This window comes from Haloterrigena sp. H1 (assembly GCF_005938085.1).
GTDB lineage: Archaea > Halobacteriota > Halobacteria > Halobacteriales > Natrialbaceae > Natrinema.
Map to the genome: position 1 here is coordinate 481,243 of NZ_SMZK01000001.1, position 22,741 is coordinate 503,983.

Below are 22,741 nucleotides of genomic sequence, written 5' to 3' on the forward strand. Positions count from 1 at the left end.
GCGAGGCCCTTTTGCCCTCGGCTGGCGTGTTCCAGATCATGTGTCCGGAGGGGACAGCCGGCGGTCGCGTCGATGACCGCGTGCTCATCCTCAATCCTGTCAGCGGCAGTCAATCCCATGTCGACACTGTGGTCGAACTGGGGACCGAGCATGGCTTCGACGTCCGAAAAACCGAGAAACGCGGCGACGCGAAACGGTTAGCCCGCGACGCTGCACCCGATGCAGACCTTATCGCGGCAGGCGGCGGCGATGGCACGGTGAACAAAGTGGTCAACGGGATCGCCGCCGCGAACGAACTCGAGACGACGACAGTCGCCGTGATTCCCGCAGGGACGGGCAATAACTTCGCGACGAACATCGGAATTCGAGGACTCGAGCACGCGTTTTCAGTGATCGAAACGGGACGACGGCGATGGATCGATCTCGGCACTGCGAACGACCGGATCTTCGTCAACTCCTGTGTCGGCGGCATCACCGCCGAAGCAAGCAGCAAGACGGGGCCAGAGAGCAAGGCGAACCTGGGCGTGCTCGCATACGTCAAAAGCATGCTCGCGACGATGGGATCGTTCGACGCGCTTCCGCTCCGGGTGGAGACGGCTCCCGTACCGAACGGGAACCGAACACAGGCCTGGGATGGGCGGGCCATGTTCGTCCTCATCGGAAACTGTCGGCGGTTCACCGGCGCTCGAACGGCACAGGCCAACGTCGAGGATGGTCTGCTCGAGGTGACGATCGTCGAGGACGCCGCGGCGATGAACCTGCTCGGCGATGCGGCCCTCCAGCGGCTACTGGGACGCGATAGCAACTACGTCGTTCGCCGGCGCGCCCCATCGCTCATGATCGAGAGCAGTCGGGACGCGATCGAATACAGCCTCGACGGTGAGATGCTCGAGACCCACGCACTCCGTCTCGAGACGGTCCCGCGGACGCTGCAGGTCGCAGTCGGCGACGGCTATCAACCCGATCCAGATGACGGGCTGTTCTAGCCGTCACTGTCGGCAGCACACGCTCGATCGCACGACTGACAGACGATCCGTCAGAAACCGATCATCGTTCGGAGGATCGTGCACGTAGTCGATACGCCTCACGTGTCGATGCGAACCGGCTGCGATGAGCGATACTGGTTTTACGAGTCGGTGTAATTGTGGTTCTATGAGCACGCCACAGGAAGACTTCCAACACGAGAACGCCGGGCAAGACGTGATCGCCGTCGACGCCGACGACACCGAACTCGAACTCGTCAACCGACTGGACGCCCACACGGGCGACGGGATCCGCCATCGGGCGTTCACCTCGCTGGTCTTCGACGGCGAGGGAAACATCTTGCTCGCCCAGCGAGCTCCGGAGAAACGTCTCTGGGGGACCTACTGGGACGGCACCGTCGCCTCCCACCCTGTCGCGGGCCAGAGCCAGGAGGAAGCGACCCGACAGCGACTCGAGGAAGAACTCGGAATCACGCCCGACCAGTACGACGACCTGCGGCTGACCGACCGCTTCGAGTACAAACGCTACTTCGAGAACGAGGGCGTCGAACACGAGGTCTGTGCCGTCTTGCAGCTCACGTTGTCGGATCGCAGCCTCGAACCCGACGAGGACGAGGTCGCTGGGCTGATGTGGGTTCCCTACGAGCGGCTCCACTCCCATCCCGAGTGGTACCGCCAGCTTCGACTCTGTCCGTGGTTCGAGATCGCGATGCGACGTGACGTCCGGTAGAGCAGGATAGTTCGGGTTTGCAGTCGGCCGACTCGAGACGAGCCAGTCACGACACGATCTCGCAGCAACTATGGCACACCGTAACAAGGTTTATTACCTTCCTGTTCGTAGCGTTGCCTGAGGACCGACGAAACAGGTCCCGTGTGACGAAATGAGCTCCTCACCACCGGAAACCGAGACGTACGAAGTCACGCTCTCCAGAGACGAGCAATGGGTCGCCCATCACGCCCTCTCGAACCGCCTCGATGCCGCACTCGATGCCGACGAAACCCCACCCGAATGGACACTCGAGGTACTCGAGACGATCGAAGCCGACAGCGACACGGAGCGACTCACCGACTCGCAAGCCGACCGGCTCTATGAGACGCTGGCGACGTACGTCGACCGTGAGGAGACGCCAGCAAGGGATATCAGCGACGCCACGTCCGTGCTCGCACGGCTCGAGGACGTTCGCAACGCCTGACCTGCCGGTCACCGGTCAGTTCTTTTCAGTCGATCGTACAGCGCCAGCGAGCCGTCGCCGTCTCAGGGCCGAGTCGTCGCCCAGACCGCCGTAATCGCAAGTAGAATTGCTGGTGCAAGCGGCAGAATCAGCAACGCGAACCGGTACCCGTCTCCACCGGGCGGGACCAGATAGATGGCGACTGGAGCGATGACGAACGCGAAGACGATGACGCCGACGAGGAGCCAGCCGCGCCAGTCGAACTCCCGGTCGACCGTATCGGGGTGGGTCGGCTCGAGATTCCCGTCCCCGCCGGCCGGCTCCTCGGTCCCCTCTTCACCGTTTGCGTTGAACGCCGCTGGATCGTGGACGTAGCCGCCGTCGTCGCTCGAGCTCACGACCGGACGTATCGAGCGCGTCGTGAAAGCCCTCACGGTTCCGGCACCCGGCCGCGGCCGACCGTGATCGGCTACAGTTCGCTGTCGGGTCGGACGACGACCTTGCCGAACCCTTCTCGGTTCTCGATGATTTCGTGGGCGCGGGCGGTTTCACTCATCGGCAGCACTTCGCGGATCGCGGGCTCGAAGGTGCCGTCCCAGACGAGTTCCAGCACGTCGTCGACCTGATCCGGTGTGGCCATCGTCGAGCCGATGATCTCGAGCTGGTTCCAGAAGATGCGCGGAATGTCCGTCTCGGGGTTGCCACCGCCGGTGCCACCGCAAGTGACGAGTCGGCCGCCCTTGGTCAGGCTCTTCAGCGAGTCCTGCCAGGTGGGCGCGCCGACGTGTTCGACGACGACGTCGACCCCGCGGCCGCCGGTCTCCGAGAGCACCCAGTCGGCGAAGTTCTCCTCTTCGTAGTTACAGACGTAGTCCGCGCCGTGTTCTTCGGCGTACTCGAGCTTTTCCTCGGTGCTGCCGGTCGCGTACACCTCCGCGCCCGCGTAATCGGCGATCTGGAGGGCGGCGTGGCCGACCCCGCCGCTTGCGCCAAGCACGAGTACCGATTCGCCAGCTTCGAGATCCGCACGCTCGATGAGCATCCGCCAGGCAGTCTGGAAGACCAGTGAGGCCGAGCCGGCGATCTCCCAATCGACGTGCTCGGGGACGGGGATCAGGTTGTCCTCGGGAACCGCGGCGTACTCGGAGTGCACGCCGGTGACGTGCTCGCCGATGATGTGGAAGCGTGGATCGAGCGTCGGGTCGTCCATCCGCAGGTCACCGACGCCGGCGGAGACCGCGACGTGGTCGCCTTCCTCGAAGCGGGTGACGTCCTCGCCGACTTCTTCGACGACGCCGGCCCCGTCACTGCCCGGGATGTGGGGCATCTCGAGGTCGATCCCCGGCATGCCGCGGCGGGTCCAGATGTCCAGATGGTTGAGCGCGGCCGCTTTGATGTCGACCAGTACCTCGTCCCGATCGATCTCGGGGTCGGGGTACTCGCCGTACTCGATGACGTCTCTGTCGCCGTGTTCCGTGATCTTGACGGCTTGCATAGTGCTTCCAACGAACAGGCTATATAAAATCGTGATGGAAGGGGCAAGCACGTCGAATCGGGGTACGTCAATTGACGAAATCTCGGAGGATGCGATTGAACTGACCCGATCGCCGACTGATAGGGATTAGCAGAGCAATCCATAGTTTTGCATCAGTGCTCTACAGAGACTGACAGATATGCGGTGATGAATACAAGGCGCGTATCGGCCACGACACTGATTTCTCAATCGAAGACCGAAGTATAGACATGCCTGATGACCAGTTCCAGTACGAGTCGATTGGTGTGATCCGGACGCCCTTCGAATCGCCGGACGGAATGCCGATCCAACCGGCTGGAGCGGATGACGCAGTGGGGACTGTCGAGGTTGACGAGTCATACGCGGATGGTTTGCAGGACCTGGACGGGTTTACTCACTGTATCTTGCTGTATCATTTTCACGCATCTGCTGACACCGCTTCCTTGCAGGTTGAACCGTTTCTTGATGACGAAAAAAGAGGAGTCTTTGCCACGCGGGCACCACAGCGTCCGAATCAGATTGGACTCTCTGTTGTCGAAATCGATTCCGTCACAGATCACGAAGTGACTGTGAGGGGAATCGATGTCGTTGATCAGACGCCGTTGCTGGATATCAAACCGTTCGTTCCTGACTTCGATGTTCCGAATGATGCAGACACAGGCTGGCTCAACGCATCGAAGTCAACAATCCAATCAAAGCAAGCCGATGAACGGTTTCTTTGATAGGTTTGTCCTCTACGTCTTGCACACCGATTTCAACGTATCCAGGATCTGCCACGCTGAAACGTATGAGGGTCTATGCTAACCCCTATGAGACGGACTCCTGTCAGTCAGCGCCGGCGGGCCCGCGACCCGGTCTGCAGGTGCAGGTGCACCGGGACGTCGTGACCGCAGACCGTATGACGGATGTGATCGACTGGGGACCGCTTTTGCCGCCAGAGCCCCAACCGCGACCCATGAGTGATTCGACGGACGAGTCCGATGCGGTCGGCACAGCCGTCGTCACGGTCTCGTCGGACTCCTCGCTCGAAGAGGACGATGCAGGTGAAGCGATCGTGGCAGCCTTCGAGATGGCGGGCCACGAGATCGTAACGCGGGAACTGATCCAGCGGGGCCACGACAACGTTCAGTCGAAAGTGTCGCGGCTCGTCGATCGCGACGATGCGGACATCGTCGTCACAACCGGCGGCACGGGTGTCGAACCGCGGGATGCGACCCTCGAGGCGGTTCGGCCGTTGCTCGACAAGGACCTCCCGGCGTTTCTCGATCTCTTTCACGCCATCTCTTACGACGAGTTGGGGACCGGCATCGTCTCGAGCCGCGCTTTGGGCGGTATCTCCGATGGGGTCCCGATCTTTTGTCTTCCCAATGACCGTGAGGCCATACGGATCGCTTGTGAGTCGATTATCGTCCCCGAGGCACAGCGACTTGCAACGCTCGCGAGCAGTGGGACCGACACCGACGAGGAGTGACCGTTGCCAACGGCGGGTGATGCGATCATAGCCGCTGCCCGTCGGTGTGCACTTGGCTGCGAGAGTTGTGCGAGAGGGGTGTGTCACTCCGTTCAGTTGCTACTATAGGGTCGAGGCACTACGGGGAGAACATGGAAAAACAGGCGCTTCGCGAACGCGTGTGGGACGACCTCGAAGAAAGCGGTGTCGCCCGCTTTCCGTTTCCGCCCCACGGCCGGATTCCGAACGTCGCCGGAGCGAGCGAAGCCGCCGACCGGCTGGCCGCACAACCGGAGTGGGAGTCAGCGACGACGATCAAAGCAAATCCCGACGCGCCGCAACTGCCCGTCCGACGGCGGGCGCTACGTGAGGGCAAGACGGTCTACATGGCGGTTCCCCGCCTTCGCGACGAGAAGTGTTTCCTGAAACTCGATCCCGACGACCTCGAGGATTACGACGCGGCGACGACTGTCTCGGGCTCGTCGACACACGGCGAGCAAATCGGGCCGGACGAGATCGACCACGTTGACCTGATCGTCTCCGGTAGCGTGGCGGTCACGGAAGACGGCGGTCGCATCGGCAAGGGTGAGGGATACAGCGACCTCGAGTACGCCGTCCTCCGGGAACTCGGACTGGTCGACGAGGAAACGCCTGTCGCGACGACGGTCCACGACCGGCAGGTCATCGACGAGGCCGTCGCGCTCGCGGCTCACGACGTCACGATGGACCTCGTCGTCACGCCCGAGCGGGTGGTGCGACCTGAGGGAAGCGACCAGCCGGCCGGGCTCGACTGGGACCTGCTCAATGACGAGCGGCGCGACGAAATTCCGGTGCTACGGCGACTCGAGGACGACACTCGATAACTGTCGACTCGTACGCTCGTCTCAGTATCACTGTCGGTCAGCAGGACGGACGATCGGCATCGACTTGTCTCTCCTCGAGTTCATCACAGAACCGCAGGGTGTGACGCGAGCCGGTGTGGGGATGGGCCCGCGTCAGCAAGAATCGATTGGCAGTGGTGGGGAAGGGTGCTGTGGTGGGGTTGCTGGAAGTCGCGGGAACAGGTGGTGGGTGCCATCGGTGGGGTCTGCCCGTCGACCTCCACACACGGCTACCGGCGACTCGCACTTGAACGGGGGTGATGGTATACGGATCTTACGCCGAGTTCCGCCGAATTCAAATCGGATTTATACTGCCGATATCGCTCTCGAGAACGTTTATACGCGGTAAATAGTGAATAGTGCCACGCGTCGTGTGGACTGACGCGCTCGCACGACTGTCGCGGGTGCGCCGGACGGTGACAGCAGACCGTCTCAGTCGGTCAGTTCGTCGGCAACGACGCTCGCGTCCATCAGTTGCGGATCGATCGCGAGGTCGAGCTGTCCCTTGACGAACTCGGGGACCGTGTCGCGAGCGTAGACGACGGTTCGAACCTCGTCGTTCAGATCACAGACGATCGGGATCGTCGTCGCTTGATCGACATCGGTCAGGACGTACAGCTTGGCCGCGACGATGCCTGCCTCCTCGAGTTGGGGCCGGGTAATGACGCCGTCGACACGAGTCACATCCACGCCGGCGGCCTCGAGTGCCGCGCCGATCTCGTCGTCGTCGGGGCCGGCGACGATCGCAGTCGTGCTCATTCGTACTCGATAGTCGCGGGCGGTTTGTGGGTCACGTCGTAGACGACGCGGGCGACGTTGTCGTTCTGGCCCGTGATCCGGGACTGGATCCGTTGGAGGGTGTCCCAGTCGATCTCCTGGGCGCGGGCGGTCATGCCATCACGGGACTCGACCGAGCGCACGGAGACGACCCAGCCGTGGACGCGGTTGTCGCCTTTGACACCCGTCGCTTTGCCGATAACGGCTGCGAGCGCCTGCCACGGCTCGTACTCCTCGAGTTCCTCTTCGACGACGTGACAGGCGTGGCGGGCGACCTCGAGTTTCTCCTCGGTGACTTCGCCAATCACGCGCACGGCGAGACCGGGACCGGGGAACGGCATCCGCTCGGCGACGATTTCGTCGAGTCCGAGGTGGCGGGCGACCTCACGGACCTCGTCTTTGTAGAGGTCGCGGACGGGTTCGACGATGCCCTCGAAGTCGACGACATCGGGGAGGCCACCGACGTTGTGGTGGGACTTGATCCCGCCCTCGCTCTCGATGCGGTCGGGGTAGATCGTCCCCTGGACGAGATAGTCGGCGTCGGCGTCTTTGGCTTCGCGCTCGAACTCGCGGATGAACTGCTCGCCGATGATCTCGCGTTTCTCCTCGGGGTCGGTGACGCCCGCGAGGGCCTCGAGGAACCGGTCTTTCGCGTCGACGATCCGCAGCGACTCCATGTAGTCGAACGTCTCGCGGATCTGCTCTGTCTCGCCTTTCCGCATCAGGCCGGTGTCGACGTAGACTGGGGTGAGTTGGTCGCCGATGGACTCGTAGGCCAGCGCGGCGGCGACCGAGGAGTCGACACCACCCGAGAGGGCGATGACGGCGTTCGCGTCGCCGATTTCGTCTTCGATCTCTGCAACTGCGTCCGGAACGAACGTCTCAGTGTCTACCATCAGTGGGTTACCTCGGTTTCGGTGTCAGTATCTGCGTCTGCATCGTCGCTCTCGCTCTCAGTGGACTGCTCGAGGACGGCCTCGACCAGCCCGACGAAGGGCGGGCTCGGCTGTCCGGGTCGGGACGTGTACTCGGGGTGGAACTGCGTCCCGAGGAAGAACGGGTGGTCCTCGTGCTCTAAGATCTCCATTCGGTTGCCCGCCGTGCCCGAGAACGTCAGCGGTTCGTCTTCGAACTGATCGAAGTACTCTGGATTGACCTCGTAGCGGTGGCGGTGGCGCTCGGTACAGGACGTGTCCTCGTAGAGGTCGTAGGCCAGCGTCTCGGGTTCGATCACGGTCGTGTGCTCGCCCAGTCGCATCGTCCCGCCCATGTCTTCGACCTCGTACTGTTCGGGCAGGATGTCGATGACCGGATGTGGCGTATCCTCGACCATCTCTGCGGAGTGGGCATCCTTGAGGCCCAGGACGTGCCGGGCGTACTCGACGACGGCCATTTGGAAACCAAGACAGAGTCCCAGGAACGGCACGTCGTTCTCGCGGGCGTAGCGAACGGCTTCGATTTTGCCCTCGGAGCCGCGCATCCCGAAGCCACCGGGGACGATGACACCGTCGACGTCCTCGAGTTGGCCGTCGTGACCGTCGGCCATCTCGTCGGCCGATACCCAGTGAACGTTCACGTCGGCACCGAGTTCGAAGCCGGCGTGTTTCAGTGACTCGTGGATCGACATGTACGCGTCCTCTAAGTCGTACTTGCCGACCAGCGCGATGTCGACCTCGTCGTTCTTGTCGGTCGTGACGATCTCACGCCACCCGTTTGCGCGCTCGCCCTCGGGCAGTGCCTCGTCGGCGAGTCCGAAGTGTTCCAGAACGTACTGATCGAGCCCTTCCTCCTCGACCATCAGCGGGACGTGATAGACGTCCTCGACGTCCGGGTTCGAGAACACCGCTTCGGTCGGGATGTCACAGAACAGGGCGATCTTCTCTTTGGTCTCGGGGTCGAGTCGGTCCTCACAGCGGCCGACGATGATGTCGGGCTGGAGACCGATCGAACGGACCTCCTTGACCGAGTGCTGGGTCGGTTTGGTCTTTTGCTCGCCGTTTTTCGAGTACGGAACGAGGGTAACGTGCGTAAAGAGGACGTTCTCCTCGGGTTCCTCGTGGGCGAACTGGCGCAGCGCCTCGAGGTAGGGCATCCCCTCGATGTCGCCGACCGTGCCACCGACTTCGATGATACAGACGTCGGTGCCTTCGGCGGCCTCACGGATGCGCCGCTTGATGTCGTCGGTGATGTGGGGAATGATCTGGACCGTTTTCCCGAGATAGTCGCCGGCACGTTCTTTCTCGATGACGTGCTGGTAGGTCTTCCCGGTGGTGATGTTGTGGTCCGAGGTCATGTCGATGTCGAGGAACCGTTCGTAGTTCCCCAGATCGAGGTCGACCTCGCCCCCATCCTCTAGGACGTAGACTTCCCCGTGCTGATAGGGATTCATCGTTCCCGCGTCGACGTTCAGGTACGGGTCGATCTTCACTGCGGTGACGTCGAACCCGGCGTTTTTGAGGAGTCGGCCGGTGCTCGCGGCCGTAATCCCCTTTCCGAGTCCCGACATGACGCCGCCGGTGACGAAGATGAACTTGTTCCCCAGCGAGGGGTCATAATGAGTGTCCGATTCCGTCGGCATACCGAGTGTGAGCGCGACCGCTTGAAAACGATTTCGGGAGCGAACCGCCACCGACAGAGGTTATCATCCCTCGTCAGCGGTGAACTTACACGACGCGCGCTTCATGATCCGCGACGACTCCTGCCAGCCAGCGCCACGTGGGTCTTCGCGGTCGTCGCTGCTTATGGTTGCTCGTCCTGAATTTCGACGATCTCAGCGTTCGCGATCGTCTCCATGTCGCCCGGAGTCCGAATCTGAATCGTGTGGCCGGGCAGAGCTGACTCGTCTTCCTCGAGCGAGTCGTCCGGGACCGAGACGGCGGTGACGCCGTCGATCGTGAGAGCGCGGCGCTGAATCGGATCGCCTTCGTACTCGACCGTGTCCCACGTCTCGATGTCGAGGTCGTCCATGTCCGTTCCGAAGTAGTCCTCTGCGTTCGGGTTGACCGTGTCTTCGGTCTGCGATTCGCCGGTCGTCCGGTTGTCGTCGAACTGGACCTCTTCGTGTTTGTACTGGCGAAGTTGTGCGAGCATATCCGAAGCTAGATCTATTCCCGCGGTTAACGCTTCTCGGGGCAGGTGCCGGGCGGGAACTCGCGTGGGTGCGTCTGCGCACAGGATCTCGAGAGATGGGTAGAAGTACACCCCGTTCGTTGGGCCGCTATGACCGATCTCCGAGTCATCGTTGACGGCCGCGAACTCGAGGCGAACTGGACCGACGACGCACCCGAAACGAAGGCTGCACTCGCGGACACACTGCCCGTCGCGGGCGAGGCCACGCGCTGGGGTGACGAACTCTATTTCGATGTCCCGATTGACGTGTCGGCGGAAAACGCTCGCGAGGTCGTTCCCGAGGGTGCGATCGCATACTGGCCGACCGGGAACGTCCTCTGTCTGTTCTGGGGGCCGACGCTCGCCAGCGAGGACGACGAGCCACGGGCTGCCTCGCCTGTAAACGTCGTCGCACGGGTCACCGAGACCGAACCGCTTACAGAGATCGAGGGTGGGGCACAGGTTCGACTCGAGCAGACTATCGAGTGAGCGCCCGACTTACGTGCAAAACAGAGGGTGGCGACCAGTCGACTACTTGCCCCAGAAGGGGTCCCGGCTGCGCTGCTTGTCGAGATACATGTTCAGCGCCTCGAGTTCGTCGCCGGGAATCTCGCTGGCGAGTTCCTGTTCTAAGATCTTCGCGTGTTTCTCTGGAATTTCGATCCAGAGTTCGTCGCCCTCCTCGATCTGGCGGCCGACGGTCGGGCCGTCGATGGCGACCGAGACACGGTTACCCGCGCGGGCCTCGTCGACGTCTTCGCCCTGTTCCTGAATCCCCTTGACCTGGCCGACGCGGTTGGGTTCGTTGCCCTCGAACTTGACGACGTTTGCGTTATTCTGGATCGTCCCCGCATTGACCTCGACGCCGACGACTGCAGGGTCGTTCTGGCGGAAGGTATGGTCGAGCAGAATCCGGAACCGAGAGGGGCGTGTGATGTTCTCGAGGATGGTGTCCTGTTGGGCCTTCTCGATTCCTTCGACGTACTCCTCGTACTCCTCGATGAGCTGGTAGATGACTTCGTCGGTGAAGATCGTCACGTCCTCGATCTCCGCGCGTTGCTCGGCGTCGTCGAGGACATCGACGTTGAACCCGAGAATGGCCTTCTGTTTGCCGTCTTCGGCCGTCGAGGCGACCGAGACATCCCGCGGGGCGACGTCTCCGACCTCCGCGCGGACGATCGGAACCTCCGCCTCGTCTAAGGCGTCGGCCATCGCCTCGAGGCTGCCGAGCGTGTCGGCTTTGACGACGACGCCCTCCTCGGCGGTGTCGACGGCGATATCGGCGAGTTCGGCCTGCACTTCTTCGATGACCTCGTCGATGTCGCGGTCACGGACGACGCGGACCGGCGCGCCGGCCATCGCGTTTGCGAGTTCCGGTGCGGCGATCTTGATCCCCGAGGCAGCCGAGACCTCCTCGACTTTCTCGAAGCGGCTCTCGGTACGGATCTCCGCGAGGGGACGGGGCTGAAGCAACGCGCGCACGTCGGTGACGATCGGTTCGTTCATCCCACCGACGACGATCTGGTCGTCCGCGCGGATCGTGCCGTCATAGAGGACCGTGTCGATCGTCGTCCCGAAGCCTTTCTCCTCTTTGACCTCGAGGACGGTGCCAACACCGGGGCCGGTGACGTCGATCTCCATTTCTTCTTTCATGTAGCGCTGGGACAGTCCCATCATGACCGTCAGGAGGTCGGGGACCCCCTCGCCGGTCATCGCCGAGACGGGGACGACGCCGACGTTGCGCTGGAAGTTCTGGACGCGCCAGTACAGATCGGCGGAGAAGCCCTCGTCCGAGAGGTTGCCGATGATCTCGTAGAGGCTCTCGTCTAAGCGCTCGCGGACGCGATCGGACTGAGACTCGTAGGTGTCGTTGATCGGCGAATCTTCCTTCGCGTTCCAGCCGGGGACGGTGTCGATCTTGTTCGCCGCGACGATAAACGGTGTCTGCGAGCGTTTGAGGATGTCTAAGGCCTCGAGCGTCTGGGGCTGGAAACCGTCGTTGACGTCGACGACGAGGATGGCGATGTCGGCCAACGCGCCCCCACGGGATCGAAGCGTGGTAAAGGAGTGGTGACCCGGCGTGTCGATAAAGAGGAGGCCAGGGAGATCGAAGTCGTCCGGATTGACGAGATCGCCCGCGATCGTGGAGATAATATCCAGCGGCACGGCGGTCGCGCCGATATGCTGGGTGATCGCGCCTGCTTCGCCCTCGATGACCGCGGAGCCGCGGATCTTATCGAGGAGACTTGTCTTGCCGTGATCGACGTGTCCGAGGACGGCGACGATCGGCGTTCTGAGGGATGTGGGGTCGCGTGTATCCGTGTCCGACATGATGAACCACCCGAGAAGGTCTTACCTAAATCGTCCGTATCGCCGTAGTTAAACCCATCGTCATCGCGGTTCCGGCGGTCGTTGCCGCTGCTATTGGGCTATCGATCGGTCGCTGGCCGATCTCGGCGGTTCGATCCGGTTCCACTCGAGTCCCTTGCTCACGGGAGCGCTGTCCGCTGGCGACACGCCTGGAGACGGCCTGTTTCATGCCGTCTCCATGGTTTTAATACCGATTAGTAAGTACGGGTATGCATGAGCGATATACTCGCTGAAAACCTCTCGGGGAAATCCGTCATGGGTACCGACGGCACCGAGCTCGGACTGCTCTACAACATTACGATGGATCTCAAATCAGGGAAGCTGAACGATCTCGTCATCGAGCCAGACGAAGAGGTCTCTCGGCGCGCCGTCGACTTCGACCTCGACGACGCCGGTCACTTCCTCGTTCCCGTCAACCGCGTCCAAGCGGTGAAAGACTACATCGTCGTCCAGCGCTAACGGTATGTACGTTCTCGACTCCTCGGCTTTTATTCACGACTTCCACACGACAGAACAGACTGCGACGATCCCGCTCGTCCGCGAGGAACTCAAAGACGAGAGCGCCTATCGCTACGACGCGATGGAAGGCTCCGGAATGCACATTCACATTCCCAACGACGATACCACCGAGAAGGTCCAGCGGGCGGCCCGCGAGTCCGGTGATCTCGATGTCCTGTCGGAAACCGACGTTCGGCTCATCGCGGCGAGTTTCGAACTCGACGGCGTCCTCGTGACCGACGACTACGCGATGCAAAACGTCGCGGAGAAACTCAACGTCGACGTCGAAGTGATTGCCCGCGAAGGGATCGACGAACAGCGCCACTGGACGTTCCAGTGTCAGGGCTGTGGCCGCGAGTTCGACGAAGAGAAAGACCGCTGTCCGATCTGCGGGTCGGAACTGGCCCGAAAGAACCCCTCATAGGCGTCCTCAAGTCGGTCGTCTTCAGCCGACCAGAAAGTAGAGGTTCGTAAAGACGACCGCGTTGTAGATGCCATGGACCAGCGCCGGCATCACGAGATTGTTCGTTCGCTCGTAGATCACGCCGAGCACGATCGAGAGCCCGAAGATGGTGCCAAGACTGGCAATCACCGCGCCCAGTCCGGCAGTGCTGTATGCGAGGACGTGGACGGCGGCGAAGATGACGCTGGCTACGACGACGGCACCGGCACGCGAGAACGTCTCGTACAGCGCCTTCTGGATCACGTTCCGATAGAGTAGTTCCTCGAACGGGCCAATGATCAGGATCGCAAGCGGGATCAACACCAGCAGCATCTCTGGCTCCTTCTCGGCACTCTGGGTCGTCGCGTGGTCTGCACTCTCGACGCCGATCAGCTCCATGAGGATCGAAATCCCATAGAGGACGCCAAAGAGCACGACGATCCCCCCGATGATCCAGGCGAGATCCCGCAGCGTCGGCCGCCGGAGATCGAGAAACGACAGATCTCGATCCATGAATTTGAGAACGGCACCGACTACGAGTACCGTTCCCAACGCCATGCCGAGCTGGCCGACGACCTGATTGACCAGGGTACTCTGGATCTCTGAAAACGAATCGACAAACGGCAACACCGGAAGCACGAGGATGGGCGTCGTCAGGTAGGGCGCAAAGAGACCGGCAAAGCCGACCCCGGTGAACACGACCACCTGTTGTGCCCGCCGTTTCAGTCCGCTCACGCCAATTCCGAAGAAGTCCGCGACGCCGATGCCGGTGGTCAACCCAGCAGTTACGAAGGCAACGAAGACGATCGGTATCGACGACGAGACTGCCGGGATAGATACTGTGCCCATCGTCCCCTGATTCAGGGCGTAGCCGGCGAGCACGACAACGGCGACACCCGAAATGGCAGCGATCGAGCCACCGATCGTCCGATCGATACCGCCGTGTCGACGAATCAGAAAGGCGAGGACGGCAGCGGCGGCGAACCCGACGCCCGCCCAGACGACCGGGTCGTCGACACCACGCCGAACGGGAACGAGCATGGCGACCATCGTGATCCCCGCGAGGGCGGTCCCGAGGCCGGGAATCACGCTGGAGGAGATTGGGCCGGCGTCATCGGCCCGTGCGGTTTCGGTCATACCTCAGTGTTCGTGCGAGGACTCATAGGCTCACCGCAACCGGATGACAGCTGGTGAGCGCATGCTGCGTTCGATTATCGTTCGACTCGTAGTTCGGTCTTGTCGGCGACCGCCTCGGCCTCTTCGAACTCCCCACCACCGAGCAATCCGCGCGTCGCCTTCTTTGCCCACTCGACGGCCGGCTGCTCGAAGGTGTTGACGCCGTAGAGTTCGCCCGCGAGCACGCAGGCGGCTTCCAGTCCGTAGAGCAAGCCGCCGAGTTCGTACTCGTCGACGCGCTCGAGTTCGATGCGGACGTTCGGCCGGCCGGCAGCCGCGAGGCTCGCTTCCGTGGCTTCGAACTCGGCCTCGAGCAACTCGCCAAGCGTCGCATCACCCAGATACGACAGCTCCGCAACGTCTGTATCCGGAATCTGTCGGTCGGTTTCCTCCTGTGTCGTGACGAACGTGACGAGTTTATCGCGCGGGCCCGCGCGATAGAGTTGTAGCTGTGAGTGCTGATCGGTGACGCCAAGCGCTCGAACCGGCGTCTGTCCGAGGTCGTCCTTGCCGAGGCTCTCGGCCCACAGCTGGGCGAACCACTCGGCAGAAGTCTCGAGCGACTCCGCATACGGCATCATCGCGTTCACGCCCGCGCCGCGTTCGTCTAACGCGTACGCGGTCGCGCCGTAGGCGTAGGCCGGGCACTCGAACAACGATCCCGAGAGGGTCTCGGCCTCGGCGGCCGCACCCTCGAGCAGTGCCTCGAGATCGTGGCCACAGACGGCCGCGGCGACCATACCGACGGCAGAAAGCGCCGAGAACCGTCCCGGCACACCGTCGGGAACCTTCAGTGCGGGAAGATCGTGACGGTCTGCCAGATCACGAAGCGGTCCGGAATCGCCGGTCGTAACGATCGTCCGCTCGGTCCAGTCGACACCAGCCGATTCGAAGGCCTCGCGCACGACCAAGAAATTCGCGAGCGTCTCTGCCGTCGTCCCCGACCGCGAGACCACGTTGATCGCCGCGTTGTCGAGAGACACGCGCTCGAGATGGCTCGTGATCCACTCGGGGTCGACGTTGTCCAGGAAGACCGTCTCGGTGTCCGACTCGAGTGCGTTCGTGATCGTTGCCGCTCCGAGTGAGCTCCCGCCGATGCCGACGGTGAACAAGACCTCGGCGTCAGCGATCGGCTCGACCGCAGTCCGAATCTCGTCGGGGTCGGTTCGCTGGGGGAGATTCAGCGCTTCGTAGCCGTGCTCTTGATTTTCCATTCCGCGCTCGATGCGCTCGTGGGCGGCTGCGACGTGATCGTCCAGTCGCTCGAGTGATTCTCTCGAGACGCCCGGTGCTGCGACTGTTGCAAGTGCGTTCCCGATATCGACGTTCATATTTCTGCACGCGCTCGCCTGGGGTAAAGACGTTCCGTGACGGAATCTGTCGAAACTGAAATCAATAGTCATGTTAGCCACTTGGCACGGTCCTCAGCCATCGATAGTAGACTCCAATCGTCAGAACGCCTGCCCTTGCTCGATACAGACCGGACGAATTATCGAATTACTGGCAACTAGAACTGAATATTGTCCATTCCTTCTGTATGGTATTCTCTCTCTTTGAAGTCTCGGTTCGTAGGCCTTAAGTAGTGGTCAGCGATTGTGATTATATACGAAGAAGCAGGCGGCGTGGATGACACGCGCCGTCGGCTCGGACGGTTCAGGTTCGAAGGGGTTATGTACCCCTGATGGCCTACAAATACGTCCGAAGGAAATGAGGATTCCACCCCTGCGGTCCGCCGTACAGATGGGATCTGATGTTAGCCTTGGTAGTTCGGTGACGCCCGATCGGTCGTTTGATCTGCGTCAGCGAACGTGTGGACCCATGTGTGAGTGTATTTACATTCACCGCCAACTCCCCCAGCTTCGCTGGGGAAGAGCATTACATTCCGGTTGATCCTGCCGGAGGTCATTGCTATTGGAGTCCGATTTAGCCATGCTAGTTGTACGAGTTGAGACTCGTAGCAGATAGCTCAGTAACACGTGGCCAAACTACCCTATGGATCCGGACAACCTCGGGAAACTGAGGCTAATCCGGAATACGACTCTCAGCCTGGAAGTGGCGAGAGTCAGAAACGCTCCGGCGCCATAGGATGTGGCTGCGGCCGATTAGGTAGACGGTGGGGTAACGGCCCACCGTGCCCATAATCGGTACGGGTTGTGAGAGCAAGAGCCCGGAGACGGTATCTGAGACAAGATACCGGGCCCTACGGGGCGCAGCAGGCGCGAAACCTTTACACTGCACGAAAGTGCGATAAGGGGACTCCAGGTGCGAGGGCATATAGTCCTCGCTTTTGTGTACCGTAAGGAGGTACACGAATAAGTGCTGGGCAAGACCGGTGCCAGCCGCCGCGGTAATACCGGCAGCACGAGTGATGACCGCTCTTATTGGGCCTAAAGCGTCCGTAGCTGGCCACGCAAGTCTATCGGGAAATCCGCGCGCTCAACGCGCGGGCGTCCGGTGGAGACTGTGTGGCTTGGGACCGGAAGATCCAGAGGGTACGTCCGGGGTAGGAGTGAAATCCCGTAATCCTGGACGGACCACCGGTGGCGAAAGCGCTCTGGAAAGACGGATCCGACGGTGAGGGACGAAAGCTCGGGTCACGAACCGGATTAGATACCCGGGTAGTCCGAGCTGTAAACGATGTCTGCTAGGTGTGCCACAGGCTACGAGCCTGTGGTGTGCCGTAGGGAAGCCGTGAAGCAGACCGCCTGGGAAGTACGTCCGCAAGGATGAAACTTAAAGGAATTGGCGGGGGAGCACTACAACCGGAGGAGCCTGCGGTTTAATTGGACTCAACGCCGGACATCTCACCAGCATCGACAATGTGCAGTGAACGTCAGGTTGATGACCTTACTGGAGCCATTGAGAGGAGGTGCATGGCCGCCGTCAGCTCGTACCGTGAGGCGTCCTGTTAAGTCAGGCAACGAGCGAGACCCGCACTCCTAATTGCCAGCAACACCCTTGTGGTGGTTGGGTACATTAGGAGGACTGCCAGTGCCAAACTGGAGGAAGGAACGGGCAACGGTAGGTCAGTATGCCCCGAATGTGCTGGGCGACACGCGGGCTACAATGGCCACGACAGTGGGATGCAACCCCGAAAGGGGACGCTAATCTCCGAAACGTGGTCGTAGTTCGGATTGAGGGCTGAAACTCGCCCTCATGAAGCTGGATTCGGTAGTAATCGCGCCTCAGAAGGGCGCGGTGAATACGTCCCTGCTCCTTGCACACACCGCCCGTCAAAGCACCCGAGTGGGGTCCGGATGAGGCCTCGATTCCGAGGTCGAATCTGGGCTCCGCAAGGGGGCTTAAGTCGTAACAAGGTAGCCGTAGGGGAATCTGCGGCTGGATCACCTCCACAGACCGGGACCAGGCCATCGCGCCTGGCCCACCTTAGCGGTTTTCCGCACGTTCGATCGACCACCGAGTGGCCGATCGGGCACCTTAGAACTACCAAGGCTAACGCAATCTCTGTCCGCCCGTTTGGGTGGACGTGGGCCCATAGCTCAGTGGGAGAGTGCCTCCTTTGCAAGGAGGATGCCCAGGGTTCGAATCCCTGTGGGTCCATGCTTCGTACTGCTCATCGAATCGTGCCCCTTAAGTGGGGGACGGCTTGATGAGGGAGTACGACCGAACCGATGCACCAGCCCGCGTAAGTGTGGCTGGGAAGGGTTAATGCAGGCCAGCTGTCTACTGGCGTGCAGATGAGACCGTGTGTACGTGTAGTCCAGGCGTCCACTGGACCCGTTCCCGGGTCACGATGTTGCGACTCTGTCGCAACGCCGATCCGATGAACGTGGCTACTGTGCCAGCTGGTGGATCGCTCGGCTTGAGAGCTGAAGAAGGACGTGCCAAGCTGCGATAAGCCTGAGGGAGCCGCACGGAGGCGAAGAACTCAGGATTTCCGAATGGGAATCCCCACCGCAATTGCTTCGCGCAATGGGGAACGTCGAGAATTGAAACATCTTAGTATCGACAGGAAAAGAAAGCAAACGCGATGTCGTTAGTAATGGCGAATGAACGCGATACAGTCCAAACCGAAGCCGTCAGGCAATGTGGTGTTCGGACTGACGATCACTTCCCGAACGTCGACACGAAGTCTCTTGGAACAGAGCACGAAACAGGGTGACAGTCCCGTATTGTCGACAAGTACGGAACGAGTCAGCTCCAGAGTATCGGGGGTTGGATATCCCTCGTGAAGATCGCGGGCATCGACCGCGAAGACTAAACACTCCTCAAGACCGATAGCGAACAAGTAGCGTGAGCGAACGCTGAAAAGCACCCCACGAAGGGAGGTGCAATAGGGCGTGAAATCAGTTGGCGATGGAGCGACAGGGCACACAAGGTCCCGGACATAATGAATCAGGTGCGAACCTGTAGTAAGCAGTTTGGGAAGCCGGTGTTCTGTCGTACGTTTTGAAAAACGAACCAGGGAGTGTGCCTGTTTGACGAGTCTAACTCGATTATCGAGGAAGGCGAAGGGAAACCGACATGGCCGCAGCACTATGTGCGAGGGCCGCCGTGTTCAAGCGCGGGGAGTCAAACGGGCACGACCCGAAACCGGACGATCTAGGCGTGGACAAGGTGAAGCGTGCCGAAAGGCACGTGGAGGCCTGTTAGAGTTGGTGTCCTACAATACCCTCTCGTGATCTACGTCTAGGGGTGAAAGGCCCATCGAGTCCGGAAACAGCTGGTTCCAACCGAAAGATGTCGAAGCATCACCTCTGCCGAGATAGTTTGTGGGGTAGAGCGACGGATTGGGGGACCGCACTCCGAGAGGAGTGCGCCCCCCTGTCCAACTCCGAACCTACGAACGTCGTTTGACGCAGGGAGTCCGGTGCACGGGGTAAGCCTGTGTACCGTGAGGGAGACAACCCAGAGCTGGGTTAAGGTCCCCAAGTGTGGATTAAGTGCGATCGAAGGTGGTCTCAAGCCCTAGACAGCCGGGAGGTGAGCTTAGAAGCAGCTACCCTCTAAGAAAAGCGTAACAGCTTACCGGCCGAGGTTTGAGGCGCCCAAAATGATCGGGGCTCAAATCCACCACCGAGACCTAGCGGCGTGTGTCACAACACGATCCCGTAGGTTGGCGTTCTGTTCGGGTGGAAGCACGGAAGAGATTTCGTGTGGACCGTTCAGTAACGAAAATCCTGGTCATAGTAGCAGCGTTAGTCGGGTTAGAACCCCGACGGCCGAACGAGTAAGGGTTCCTCAGCAATGCTGATCAGCTGAGGGTTAGCCGGTCCTAAGTCAGCCCGTAAGTCGAAGCTGACAACAGGGAAATAGGTTAACATTCCTATGCCAGTGTGCACTCAAAGCCAACGCTTTGGGGCCGCCTGAGCCGGGCTTTCGCCCGGTCGAACTGTCGAAGTTCGTGGAAGCCGTAATGGCACGAAGCGACCGAATGGCAGGATAGCGCAAGTCAGGTCAACCTAGAGCCCGTGAAAAGGCGAGCACACTGTCCGTACCGAGATCCGACACAGGTACTCGTGGCGGCGAAAGCCAAGGTCTGTCGGGAGCAACCGACGTTAGGGAATTCGGCAAGTTAGTCCCGTACGTTCGCAATAAGGGATGCCTGCCCCGCAATGGGGCAGGTCGCAGTGACTCGGGCGCTCCGACTGTCTAGTAACAACATAGGTGACCGCAAATCCGTAAGGACTCGTACGGTCACTGAATCCTGCCCAGTGCAGGTATCTGAACACCCCGTACAAGGGGACGAAGGACCTGTTAACGGCGGGGGTAACTATGACCCTCTTAAGGTAGCGTAGTACCTTGCCGCTTCAGTAGCGGCTTGCATGAATGGATCAACGAGAGCGCCACTGTCCCAACGTTGGGCCCGGTGAACTGTACGTTCCAGTGCGGAGTCTGGAGACCCCCAAGGGGAAGCGAAGACCCTATAGAGCTTTACTGCAGGCTGTCACTGAGACGTGGTCGCCATTGTGCAGCATAGGTAGGAGGCATTACACAGGTACCCGCGCTAGCGGGCCACCGAGCCAGCATTGAAATACTACCCGATGGTGACTGCGACTCTCACTCCTGGCGGAGGACACTGGTAGCCGGGCAGTTTGACTGGGGCGGTACGCGCCTGAAAAGATATCGGGCGCGCCCCAAGATTTCCTCACCCGTGTCAGAGACGCGGGGAAGAGCGCAAGAGCATACGGAAGTCTGACAGTGTCCGGCACAACGACGGACGCTGACGCGAAAGCGTGGTCTAGCGAACCAATTAGGCTGCTTGATGCGGCCAATTGCTGACAGAAAAGCTACCTTAGGGATAACAGAGTCGTCACCCGCAAGAGCACATATCGACCGGGTGGCTTGCTACCTCGATGTCGGTTCCCTCCATCCTGCCCGTGCAGAAGCGGGCAAGGGTGAGGTTGTTCGCCTATTAAAGGAGGTCGTGAGCTGGGTTTAGACCGTCGTGAGACAGGTCGGCTGCTATCTATTGGGGGTGTTACGGTATCTGACGGGAACGTTCGTATAGTACGAGAGGAACTACGAATGGGTGCCACTCGTGTACCGGCTGTTCGAAAGAGCACGTGCCGGGCAGCGACGCACCACGGGGTAAGAGCTGAACGCATCTAAGCTCGAAACCCACCTGAAAAAGAGATACCACCGAGGCCACTCGTAGAAGACGAGATCGATAGACTCGGGATGTACGCACCAAGGCAACGAGGTGTTGAGTCCGCGAGCACTAATCGGCCAAGCCACACACTCATAACTACAATCGCATTGGATCCGTGACGCGCGAACGGGTCCGGACGCAAACTGGACTACACGTATACAACGGTCTTGGACACACCACCGATATTGGAATGACGGCGGTTCGATTCCGCTGGTCGGCGTTACGGCGGCCACAGCGGCGGGGCTCCTCCCGTACCCATCCCGAACACGGAAGATAAGCCCGCCTGCGTTACGGTGAGTACTGGAGTGGGCGACCCTCTGGGAAACTCGTTTCGCCGCCTCCACTCATATCGACCAATACGGTCATCATCCACCGATCGTGGTCTGACGGCGGTTCGATTCCGCCGATCGGCATTACAGCGGCCATAGCGGCGAGGTTCCTCCCGTACCCATCCCGAACACGGAAGATAAGCTCGCCTGCGTTACGGTGAGTACTGGAGTGGGCGACCCTCTGGGAAACTCGTTTCGCCGCTTTCATTCATATTGTTTCCACACAGCTACTGCTGTGTGGTGCTCACTTCACTCTCGAGGCTGGATCGGTACTCATCGTTGGTCCCATCTGTCTCGAAGTTTCCTCCACGCAAGTCTGCACAGTAGCTGTATCAACTAATCATTGTATTGGACGATCCGTTCACTTTATGTGGTTTTCAGTGACGTGTCTCCGCGTTCAGTATGGACAACTACAGTTTGACCTATATGCTTGATCAGGGGGTGAGAACTCGCAGGGGCCGCTCATACGGACTACTGCTAGTCATTTCCGGTGAGCCCGCCACCGCTCTGCGGGTACACCGGGACATCGGTACAGCAGATCGTATCAGTCGTTGAGATACTGTTGTTCCCATTCCCGACGCTCCTCGATTGCTTGCCGTCCGCGATCACTGATCTCGTAGTAATTGGTCCGCCGATCGAGCTGTCCTTTCTCGACGAGTTCCTTGTTGACGAGGGTGTCAAGATTCGGATACAACCGTCCGTGGTTGATGTCACTGTTGTAATACGTCTCGACCTCATCCTTCACGTCTTGACCGGACGGCTGATCAGCCCCTGCGATCACGTACAGCAGGTCTCGTTGAAACCCTGTTAGATCGTCCATCGTATCCTCGAGTGAACGAACGGGAACCCGACTATTTGTTATCGATTTCGTATCAACCGTTCCGCACACGTTTCGCAGGGCTAACTATGGCAATCGTATTCATCACGCTGGTTTCATGCAGTAACAACGAGTTAAAGCCAGTTACGTGCTTATACGGACTATTCAGTAGACGACACAGACACGTTGAAGTCACTATCTGAATTAATGAACTATCTATTCGAGTCATAAAGTACCACTCACCAACAGTCTGTGGTACTCGGTGGATGGCAATACAGCAGCTCTGACCGTCGTGAACACGCTCGCCAGCGACTCCTGGTCGCTAGACGCTGAAGAAAAATAATCGACTGTGAAAACCCGTTACCGAACGTGAAAAGCCGTGTTACAGGCGGGTGACGTTGGTGGCGCGGGGGCCCTTGGGGGCCTGTTCGATATCGAATTCGATGTCTGTGCCTTCTTCGAGGTCCGGACCGCCAACGTCTTCCATGTGGAAGAAAACGTCATCGTCCGCGTCGTCCGTCGAAATGAAACCGTAGCCGCCTGTGTCGTTGAAGAAATCAACGTTTCCTTTCGCCATTGCAATCCAAGAGAAGCCCCTGATACGTATAACAG

The 22,741-nt window shown here is 60.4% G+C and carries 20 protein-coding genes, 1 tRNA gene and 4 rRNA genes; 14 read left to right on the plus strand and 11 right to left on the minus strand.

The features are described 5' to 3' along the window. Positions 1-38 precede the first annotated feature (38 nt). The 3 genes from E2L06_RS02465 to E2L06_RS02475 all read left to right on the plus strand — a co-directional run bounded on the left by E2L06_RS02465 (position 39) and on the right by E2L06_RS02475 (position 2,176). Positions 39-986, plus strand: coding sequence for a diacylglycerol kinase family protein (locus E2L06_RS02465; RefSeq protein ID WP_138778286.1), 948 nt, complete (start codon positions 39-41; stop codon positions 984-986). Positions 987-1,152: 166 nt separating this feature from the next. Next, positions 1,153-1,713 carry an NUDIX domain-containing protein gene (locus E2L06_RS02470; RefSeq protein WP_138778288.1) on the plus strand — a complete coding sequence of 187 codons (561 nt, stop codon included), beginning with the start codon at positions 1,153-1,155 and terminating at the stop codon, positions 1,711-1,713. A 151-nt stretch (positions 1,714-1,864) separates the two neighbouring features. Continuing rightward, positions 1,865-2,176: a hypothetical protein gene (locus E2L06_RS02475; protein ID WP_138778290.1), complete on the plus strand. Its 312-nt coding sequence runs from the start codon at positions 1,865-1,867 to the stop codon at positions 2,174-2,176. A gap of 62 nt (positions 2,177-2,238) precedes the next feature. Here E2L06_RS02475 and E2L06_RS02480 read toward each other — a convergent pair whose 3' ends face one another. Beyond that, positions 2,239-2,553, minus strand: a complete 315-nt coding sequence (locus E2L06_RS02480; protein ID WP_138778292.1) for a hypothetical protein — start codon at positions 2,551-2,553, stop codon at positions 2,239-2,241. Between the two features lie 71 nt (positions 2,554-2,624). Beyond that, positions 2,625-3,650 (minus strand): zinc-binding dehydrogenase, encoded by a 1,026-nt coding sequence (locus E2L06_RS02485; protein WP_138778294.1) that lies wholly within the window; start codon positions 3,648-3,650, stop codon positions 2,625-2,627. 248 nt (positions 3,651-3,898) lie between these two features. Here E2L06_RS02485 and tsaA point away from each other — a divergent pair, with 248 nt between their 5' ends. From tsaA to E2L06_RS02500, 3 genes are all read left to right on the plus strand, one after another. Further along, positions 3,899-4,390, plus strand: coding sequence for a tRNA (N6-threonylcarbamoyladenosine(37)-N6)-methyltransferase TrmO (tsaA, locus tag E2L06_RS02490; protein ID WP_138778296.1), 492 nt, complete (start codon positions 3,899-3,901; stop codon positions 4,388-4,390). A gap of 233 nt (positions 4,391-4,623) precedes the next feature. Continuing rightward, on the plus strand, positions 4,624-5,139 hold the full coding sequence (locus E2L06_RS02495; protein ID WP_138778298.1) for a molybdenum cofactor biosynthesis protein B: 516 nt from the start codon (positions 4,624-4,626) through the stop codon (positions 5,137-5,139). Between the two features lie 131 nt (positions 5,140-5,270). Beyond that, entirely contained in the window at positions 5,271-5,981 is a 711-nt protein-coding gene (locus E2L06_RS02500) for a 5-formyltetrahydrofolate cyclo-ligase (protein WP_171052293.1), read from the plus strand. Positions 5,982-6,431: 450 nt separating this feature from the next. Here the strand turns inward: E2L06_RS02500 and E2L06_RS02505 are convergent, their stop codons facing one another. The 4 genes from E2L06_RS02505 to E2L06_RS02520 all read right to left on the minus strand — a co-directional run bounded on the left by E2L06_RS02505 (position 6,432) and on the right by E2L06_RS02520 (position 9,866). Then, positions 6,432-6,758 (minus strand): CTP synthetase, encoded by a 327-nt coding sequence (locus tag E2L06_RS02505; protein WP_138778302.1) that lies wholly within the window; start codon positions 6,756-6,758, stop codon positions 6,432-6,434. Further along, positions 6,755-7,672: a glutamine-hydrolyzing GMP synthase gene (gene guaA / locus E2L06_RS02510; RefSeq protein ID WP_138778304.1), complete on the minus strand. Its 918-nt coding sequence runs from the start codon at positions 7,670-7,672 to the stop codon at positions 6,755-6,757. The genes E2L06_RS02505 and guaA overlap by 4 nt, the downstream gene beginning before the upstream one ends. Then, a complete protein-coding gene (locus tag E2L06_RS02515) occupies positions 7,672-9,354 on the minus strand; it encodes a glutamine hydrolyzing CTP synthase (RefSeq protein WP_138778306.1) in 1,683 nt (560 codons plus the stop codon). The genes guaA and E2L06_RS02515 overlap by 1 nt, the downstream gene beginning before the upstream one ends. A 161-nt stretch (positions 9,355-9,515) precedes the next feature. After that, a complete protein-coding gene (locus E2L06_RS02520; protein ID WP_138778308.1) occupies positions 9,516-9,866 on the minus strand; it encodes a hypothetical protein in 351 nt (116 codons plus the stop codon). A gap of 129 nt (positions 9,867-9,995) precedes the next feature. On the opposite strand from E2L06_RS02520, the gene E2L06_RS02525 reads away from it, so the two are divergent. Then, positions 9,996-10,373 (plus strand): cyclophilin-like fold protein, encoded by a 378-nt coding sequence (locus tag E2L06_RS02525; protein WP_138778310.1) that lies wholly within the window; start codon positions 9,996-9,998, stop codon positions 10,371-10,373. 42 nt (positions 10,374-10,415) lie between these two features. On the opposite strand, the gene infB is transcribed toward E2L06_RS02525, so the two are convergent. After that, entirely contained in the window at positions 10,416-12,215 is a 1,800-nt protein-coding gene (gene infB / locus E2L06_RS02530; RefSeq protein ID WP_138778312.1) for a translation initiation factor IF-2, read from the minus strand. A 252-nt stretch (positions 12,216-12,467) separates the two neighbouring features. Here infB and E2L06_RS02535 point away from each other — a divergent pair, with 252 nt between their 5' ends. Continuing rightward, the gene (locus E2L06_RS02535) at positions 12,468-12,713 is read left to right on the plus strand and encodes a PRC-barrel domain-containing protein (protein WP_138778314.1); all 246 of its coding nucleotides are present in this window, start codon (positions 12,468-12,470) and stop codon (positions 12,711-12,713) included. A gap of 4 nt (positions 12,714-12,717) precedes the next feature. After that, on the plus strand, positions 12,718-13,176 hold the full coding sequence (locus E2L06_RS02540) for an NOB1 family endonuclease (protein ID WP_008009094.1): 459 nt from the start codon (positions 12,718-12,720) through the stop codon (positions 13,174-13,176). Between the two features lie 21 nt (positions 13,177-13,197). On the opposite strand, the gene E2L06_RS02545 is transcribed toward E2L06_RS02540, so the two are convergent. Together E2L06_RS02545 and E2L06_RS02550 are read right to left on the minus strand one after the other, a co-directional pair. Further along, a complete protein-coding gene (locus E2L06_RS02545; protein WP_138778316.1) occupies positions 13,198-14,331 on the minus strand; it encodes a CPBP family intramembrane glutamic endopeptidase in 1,134 nt (377 codons plus the stop codon). Between the two features lie 74 nt (positions 14,332-14,405). Next, positions 14,406-15,701, minus strand: a complete 1,296-nt coding sequence (locus E2L06_RS02550; RefSeq protein ID WP_138778318.1) for a glucose-6-phosphate isomerase — start codon at positions 15,699-15,701, stop codon at positions 14,406-14,408. A 548-nt stretch (positions 15,702-16,249) separates the two neighbouring features. On the opposite strand from E2L06_RS02550, the gene E2L06_RS02555 reads away from it, so the two are divergent. From E2L06_RS02555 to rrf (E2L06_RS02575), 5 genes are all read left to right on the plus strand, one after another. After that, positions 16,250-17,723, plus strand: a 16S ribosomal RNA gene (locus E2L06_RS02555). Positions 17,724-17,859: 136 nt separating this feature from the next. Further along, a tRNA-Ala gene (locus tag E2L06_RS02560) sits at positions 17,860-17,931 on the plus strand. A 224-nt stretch (positions 17,932-18,155) separates the two neighbouring features. Further along, positions 18,156-21,074, plus strand: a 23S ribosomal RNA gene (locus E2L06_RS02565). A 130-nt stretch (positions 21,075-21,204) separates the two neighbouring features. Beyond that, a 5S ribosomal RNA gene (rrf, locus tag E2L06_RS02570) occupies positions 21,205-21,326 on the plus strand. 71 nt (positions 21,327-21,397) lie between these two features. Next, positions 21,398-21,519: ribosomal RNA gene (rrf, locus tag E2L06_RS02575) — 5S ribosomal RNA — on the plus strand. The 16S, 23S and 5S rRNA genes sit together here with 1 tRNA gene alongside, the layout of an rRNA operon. 337 nt (positions 21,520-21,856) lie before the next feature. On the opposite strand, the gene E2L06_RS02580 is transcribed toward rrf (E2L06_RS02575), so the two are convergent. Further along, complete coding sequence (locus E2L06_RS02580; RefSeq protein ID WP_138778321.1) at positions 21,857-22,132, minus strand: PadR family transcriptional regulator; 276 nt, start codon at positions 22,130-22,132, stop codon at positions 21,857-21,859. Between the two features lie 379 nt (positions 22,133-22,511). Then, positions 22,512-22,706, minus strand: a complete 195-nt coding sequence (locus E2L06_RS02585; protein WP_006087767.1) for a cold-shock protein — start codon at positions 22,704-22,706, stop codon at positions 22,512-22,514. Positions 22,707-22,741: the final 35 nt, after the last annotated feature.

What these genes read in the sequence shown, in the direction of transcription:
- E2L06_RS02550 (WP_138778318.1), bottom strand. Translation starts at nt 15,701, where the DNA reads ATGAACGTCGATATCGGGAACGCACTTGCAACAGTCGCAGCACCGGGC.
- E2L06_RS02535 (WP_138778314.1), top strand. Translation starts at nt 12,468, where the DNA reads ATGAGCGATATACTCGCTGAAAACCTCTCGGGGAAATCCGTCATGGGT.
- E2L06_RS02505 (WP_138778302.1), bottom strand. Translation starts at nt 6,758, where the DNA reads ATGAGCACGACTGCGATCGTCGCCGGCCCCGACGACGACGAGATCGGC.
- E2L06_RS02465 (WP_138778286.1), top strand. Translation starts at nt 39, where the DNA reads ATGTGTCCGGAGGGGACAGCCGGCGGTCGCGTCGATGACCGCGTGCTC.
- E2L06_RS02485 (WP_138778294.1), bottom strand. Translation starts at nt 3,650, where the DNA reads ATGCAAGCCGTCAAGATCACGGAACACGGCGACAGAGACGTCATCGAG.
- E2L06_RS02520 (WP_138778308.1), bottom strand. Translation starts at nt 9,866, where the DNA reads ATGCTCGCACAACTTCGCCAGTACAAACACGAAGAGGTCCAGTTCGAC.
- E2L06_RS02475 (WP_138778290.1), top strand. Translation starts at nt 1,865, where the DNA reads ATGAGCTCCTCACCACCGGAAACCGAGACGTACGAAGTCACGCTCTCC.
- E2L06_RS02580 (WP_138778321.1), bottom strand. Translation starts at nt 22,132, where the DNA reads ATGGACGATCTAACAGGGTTTCAACGAGACCTGCTGTACGTGATCGCA.
- E2L06_RS02470 (WP_138778288.1), top strand. Translation starts at nt 1,153, where the DNA reads ATGAGCACGCCACAGGAAGACTTCCAACACGAGAACGCCGGGCAAGAC.
- E2L06_RS02500 (WP_171052293.1), top strand. Translation starts at nt 5,271, where the DNA reads ATGGAAAAACAGGCGCTTCGCGAACGCGTGTGGGACGACCTCGAAGAA.
- E2L06_RS02585 (WP_006087767.1), bottom strand. Translation starts at nt 22,706, where the DNA reads ATGGCGAAAGGAAACGTTGATTTCTTCAACGACACAGGCGGCTACGGT.
- E2L06_RS02525 (WP_138778310.1), top strand. Translation starts at nt 9,996, where the DNA reads ATGACCGATCTCCGAGTCATCGTTGACGGCCGCGAACTCGAGGCGAAC.
- E2L06_RS02545 (WP_138778316.1), bottom strand. Translation starts at nt 14,331, where the DNA reads ATGACCGAAACCGCACGGGCCGATGACGCCGGCCCAATCTCCTCCAGC.
- E2L06_RS02495 (WP_138778298.1), top strand. Translation starts at nt 4,624, where the DNA reads ATGAGTGATTCGACGGACGAGTCCGATGCGGTCGGCACAGCCGTCGTC.
- infB (WP_138778312.1), bottom strand. Translation starts at nt 12,215, where the DNA reads ATGTCGGACACGGATACACGCGACCCCACATCCCTCAGAACGCCGATC.
- guaA (WP_138778304.1), bottom strand. Translation starts at nt 7,672, where the DNA reads ATGGTAGACACTGAGACGTTCGTTCCGGACGCAGTTGCAGAGATCGAA.
- E2L06_RS02540 (WP_008009094.1), top strand. Translation starts at nt 12,718, where the DNA reads ATGTACGTTCTCGACTCCTCGGCTTTTATTCACGACTTCCACACGACA.
- E2L06_RS02515 (WP_138778306.1), bottom strand. Translation starts at nt 9,354, where the DNA reads ATGCCGACGGAATCGGACACTCATTATGACCCCTCGCTGGGGAACAAG.
- tsaA (WP_138778296.1), top strand. Translation starts at nt 3,899, where the DNA reads ATGCCTGATGACCAGTTCCAGTACGAGTCGATTGGTGTGATCCGGACG.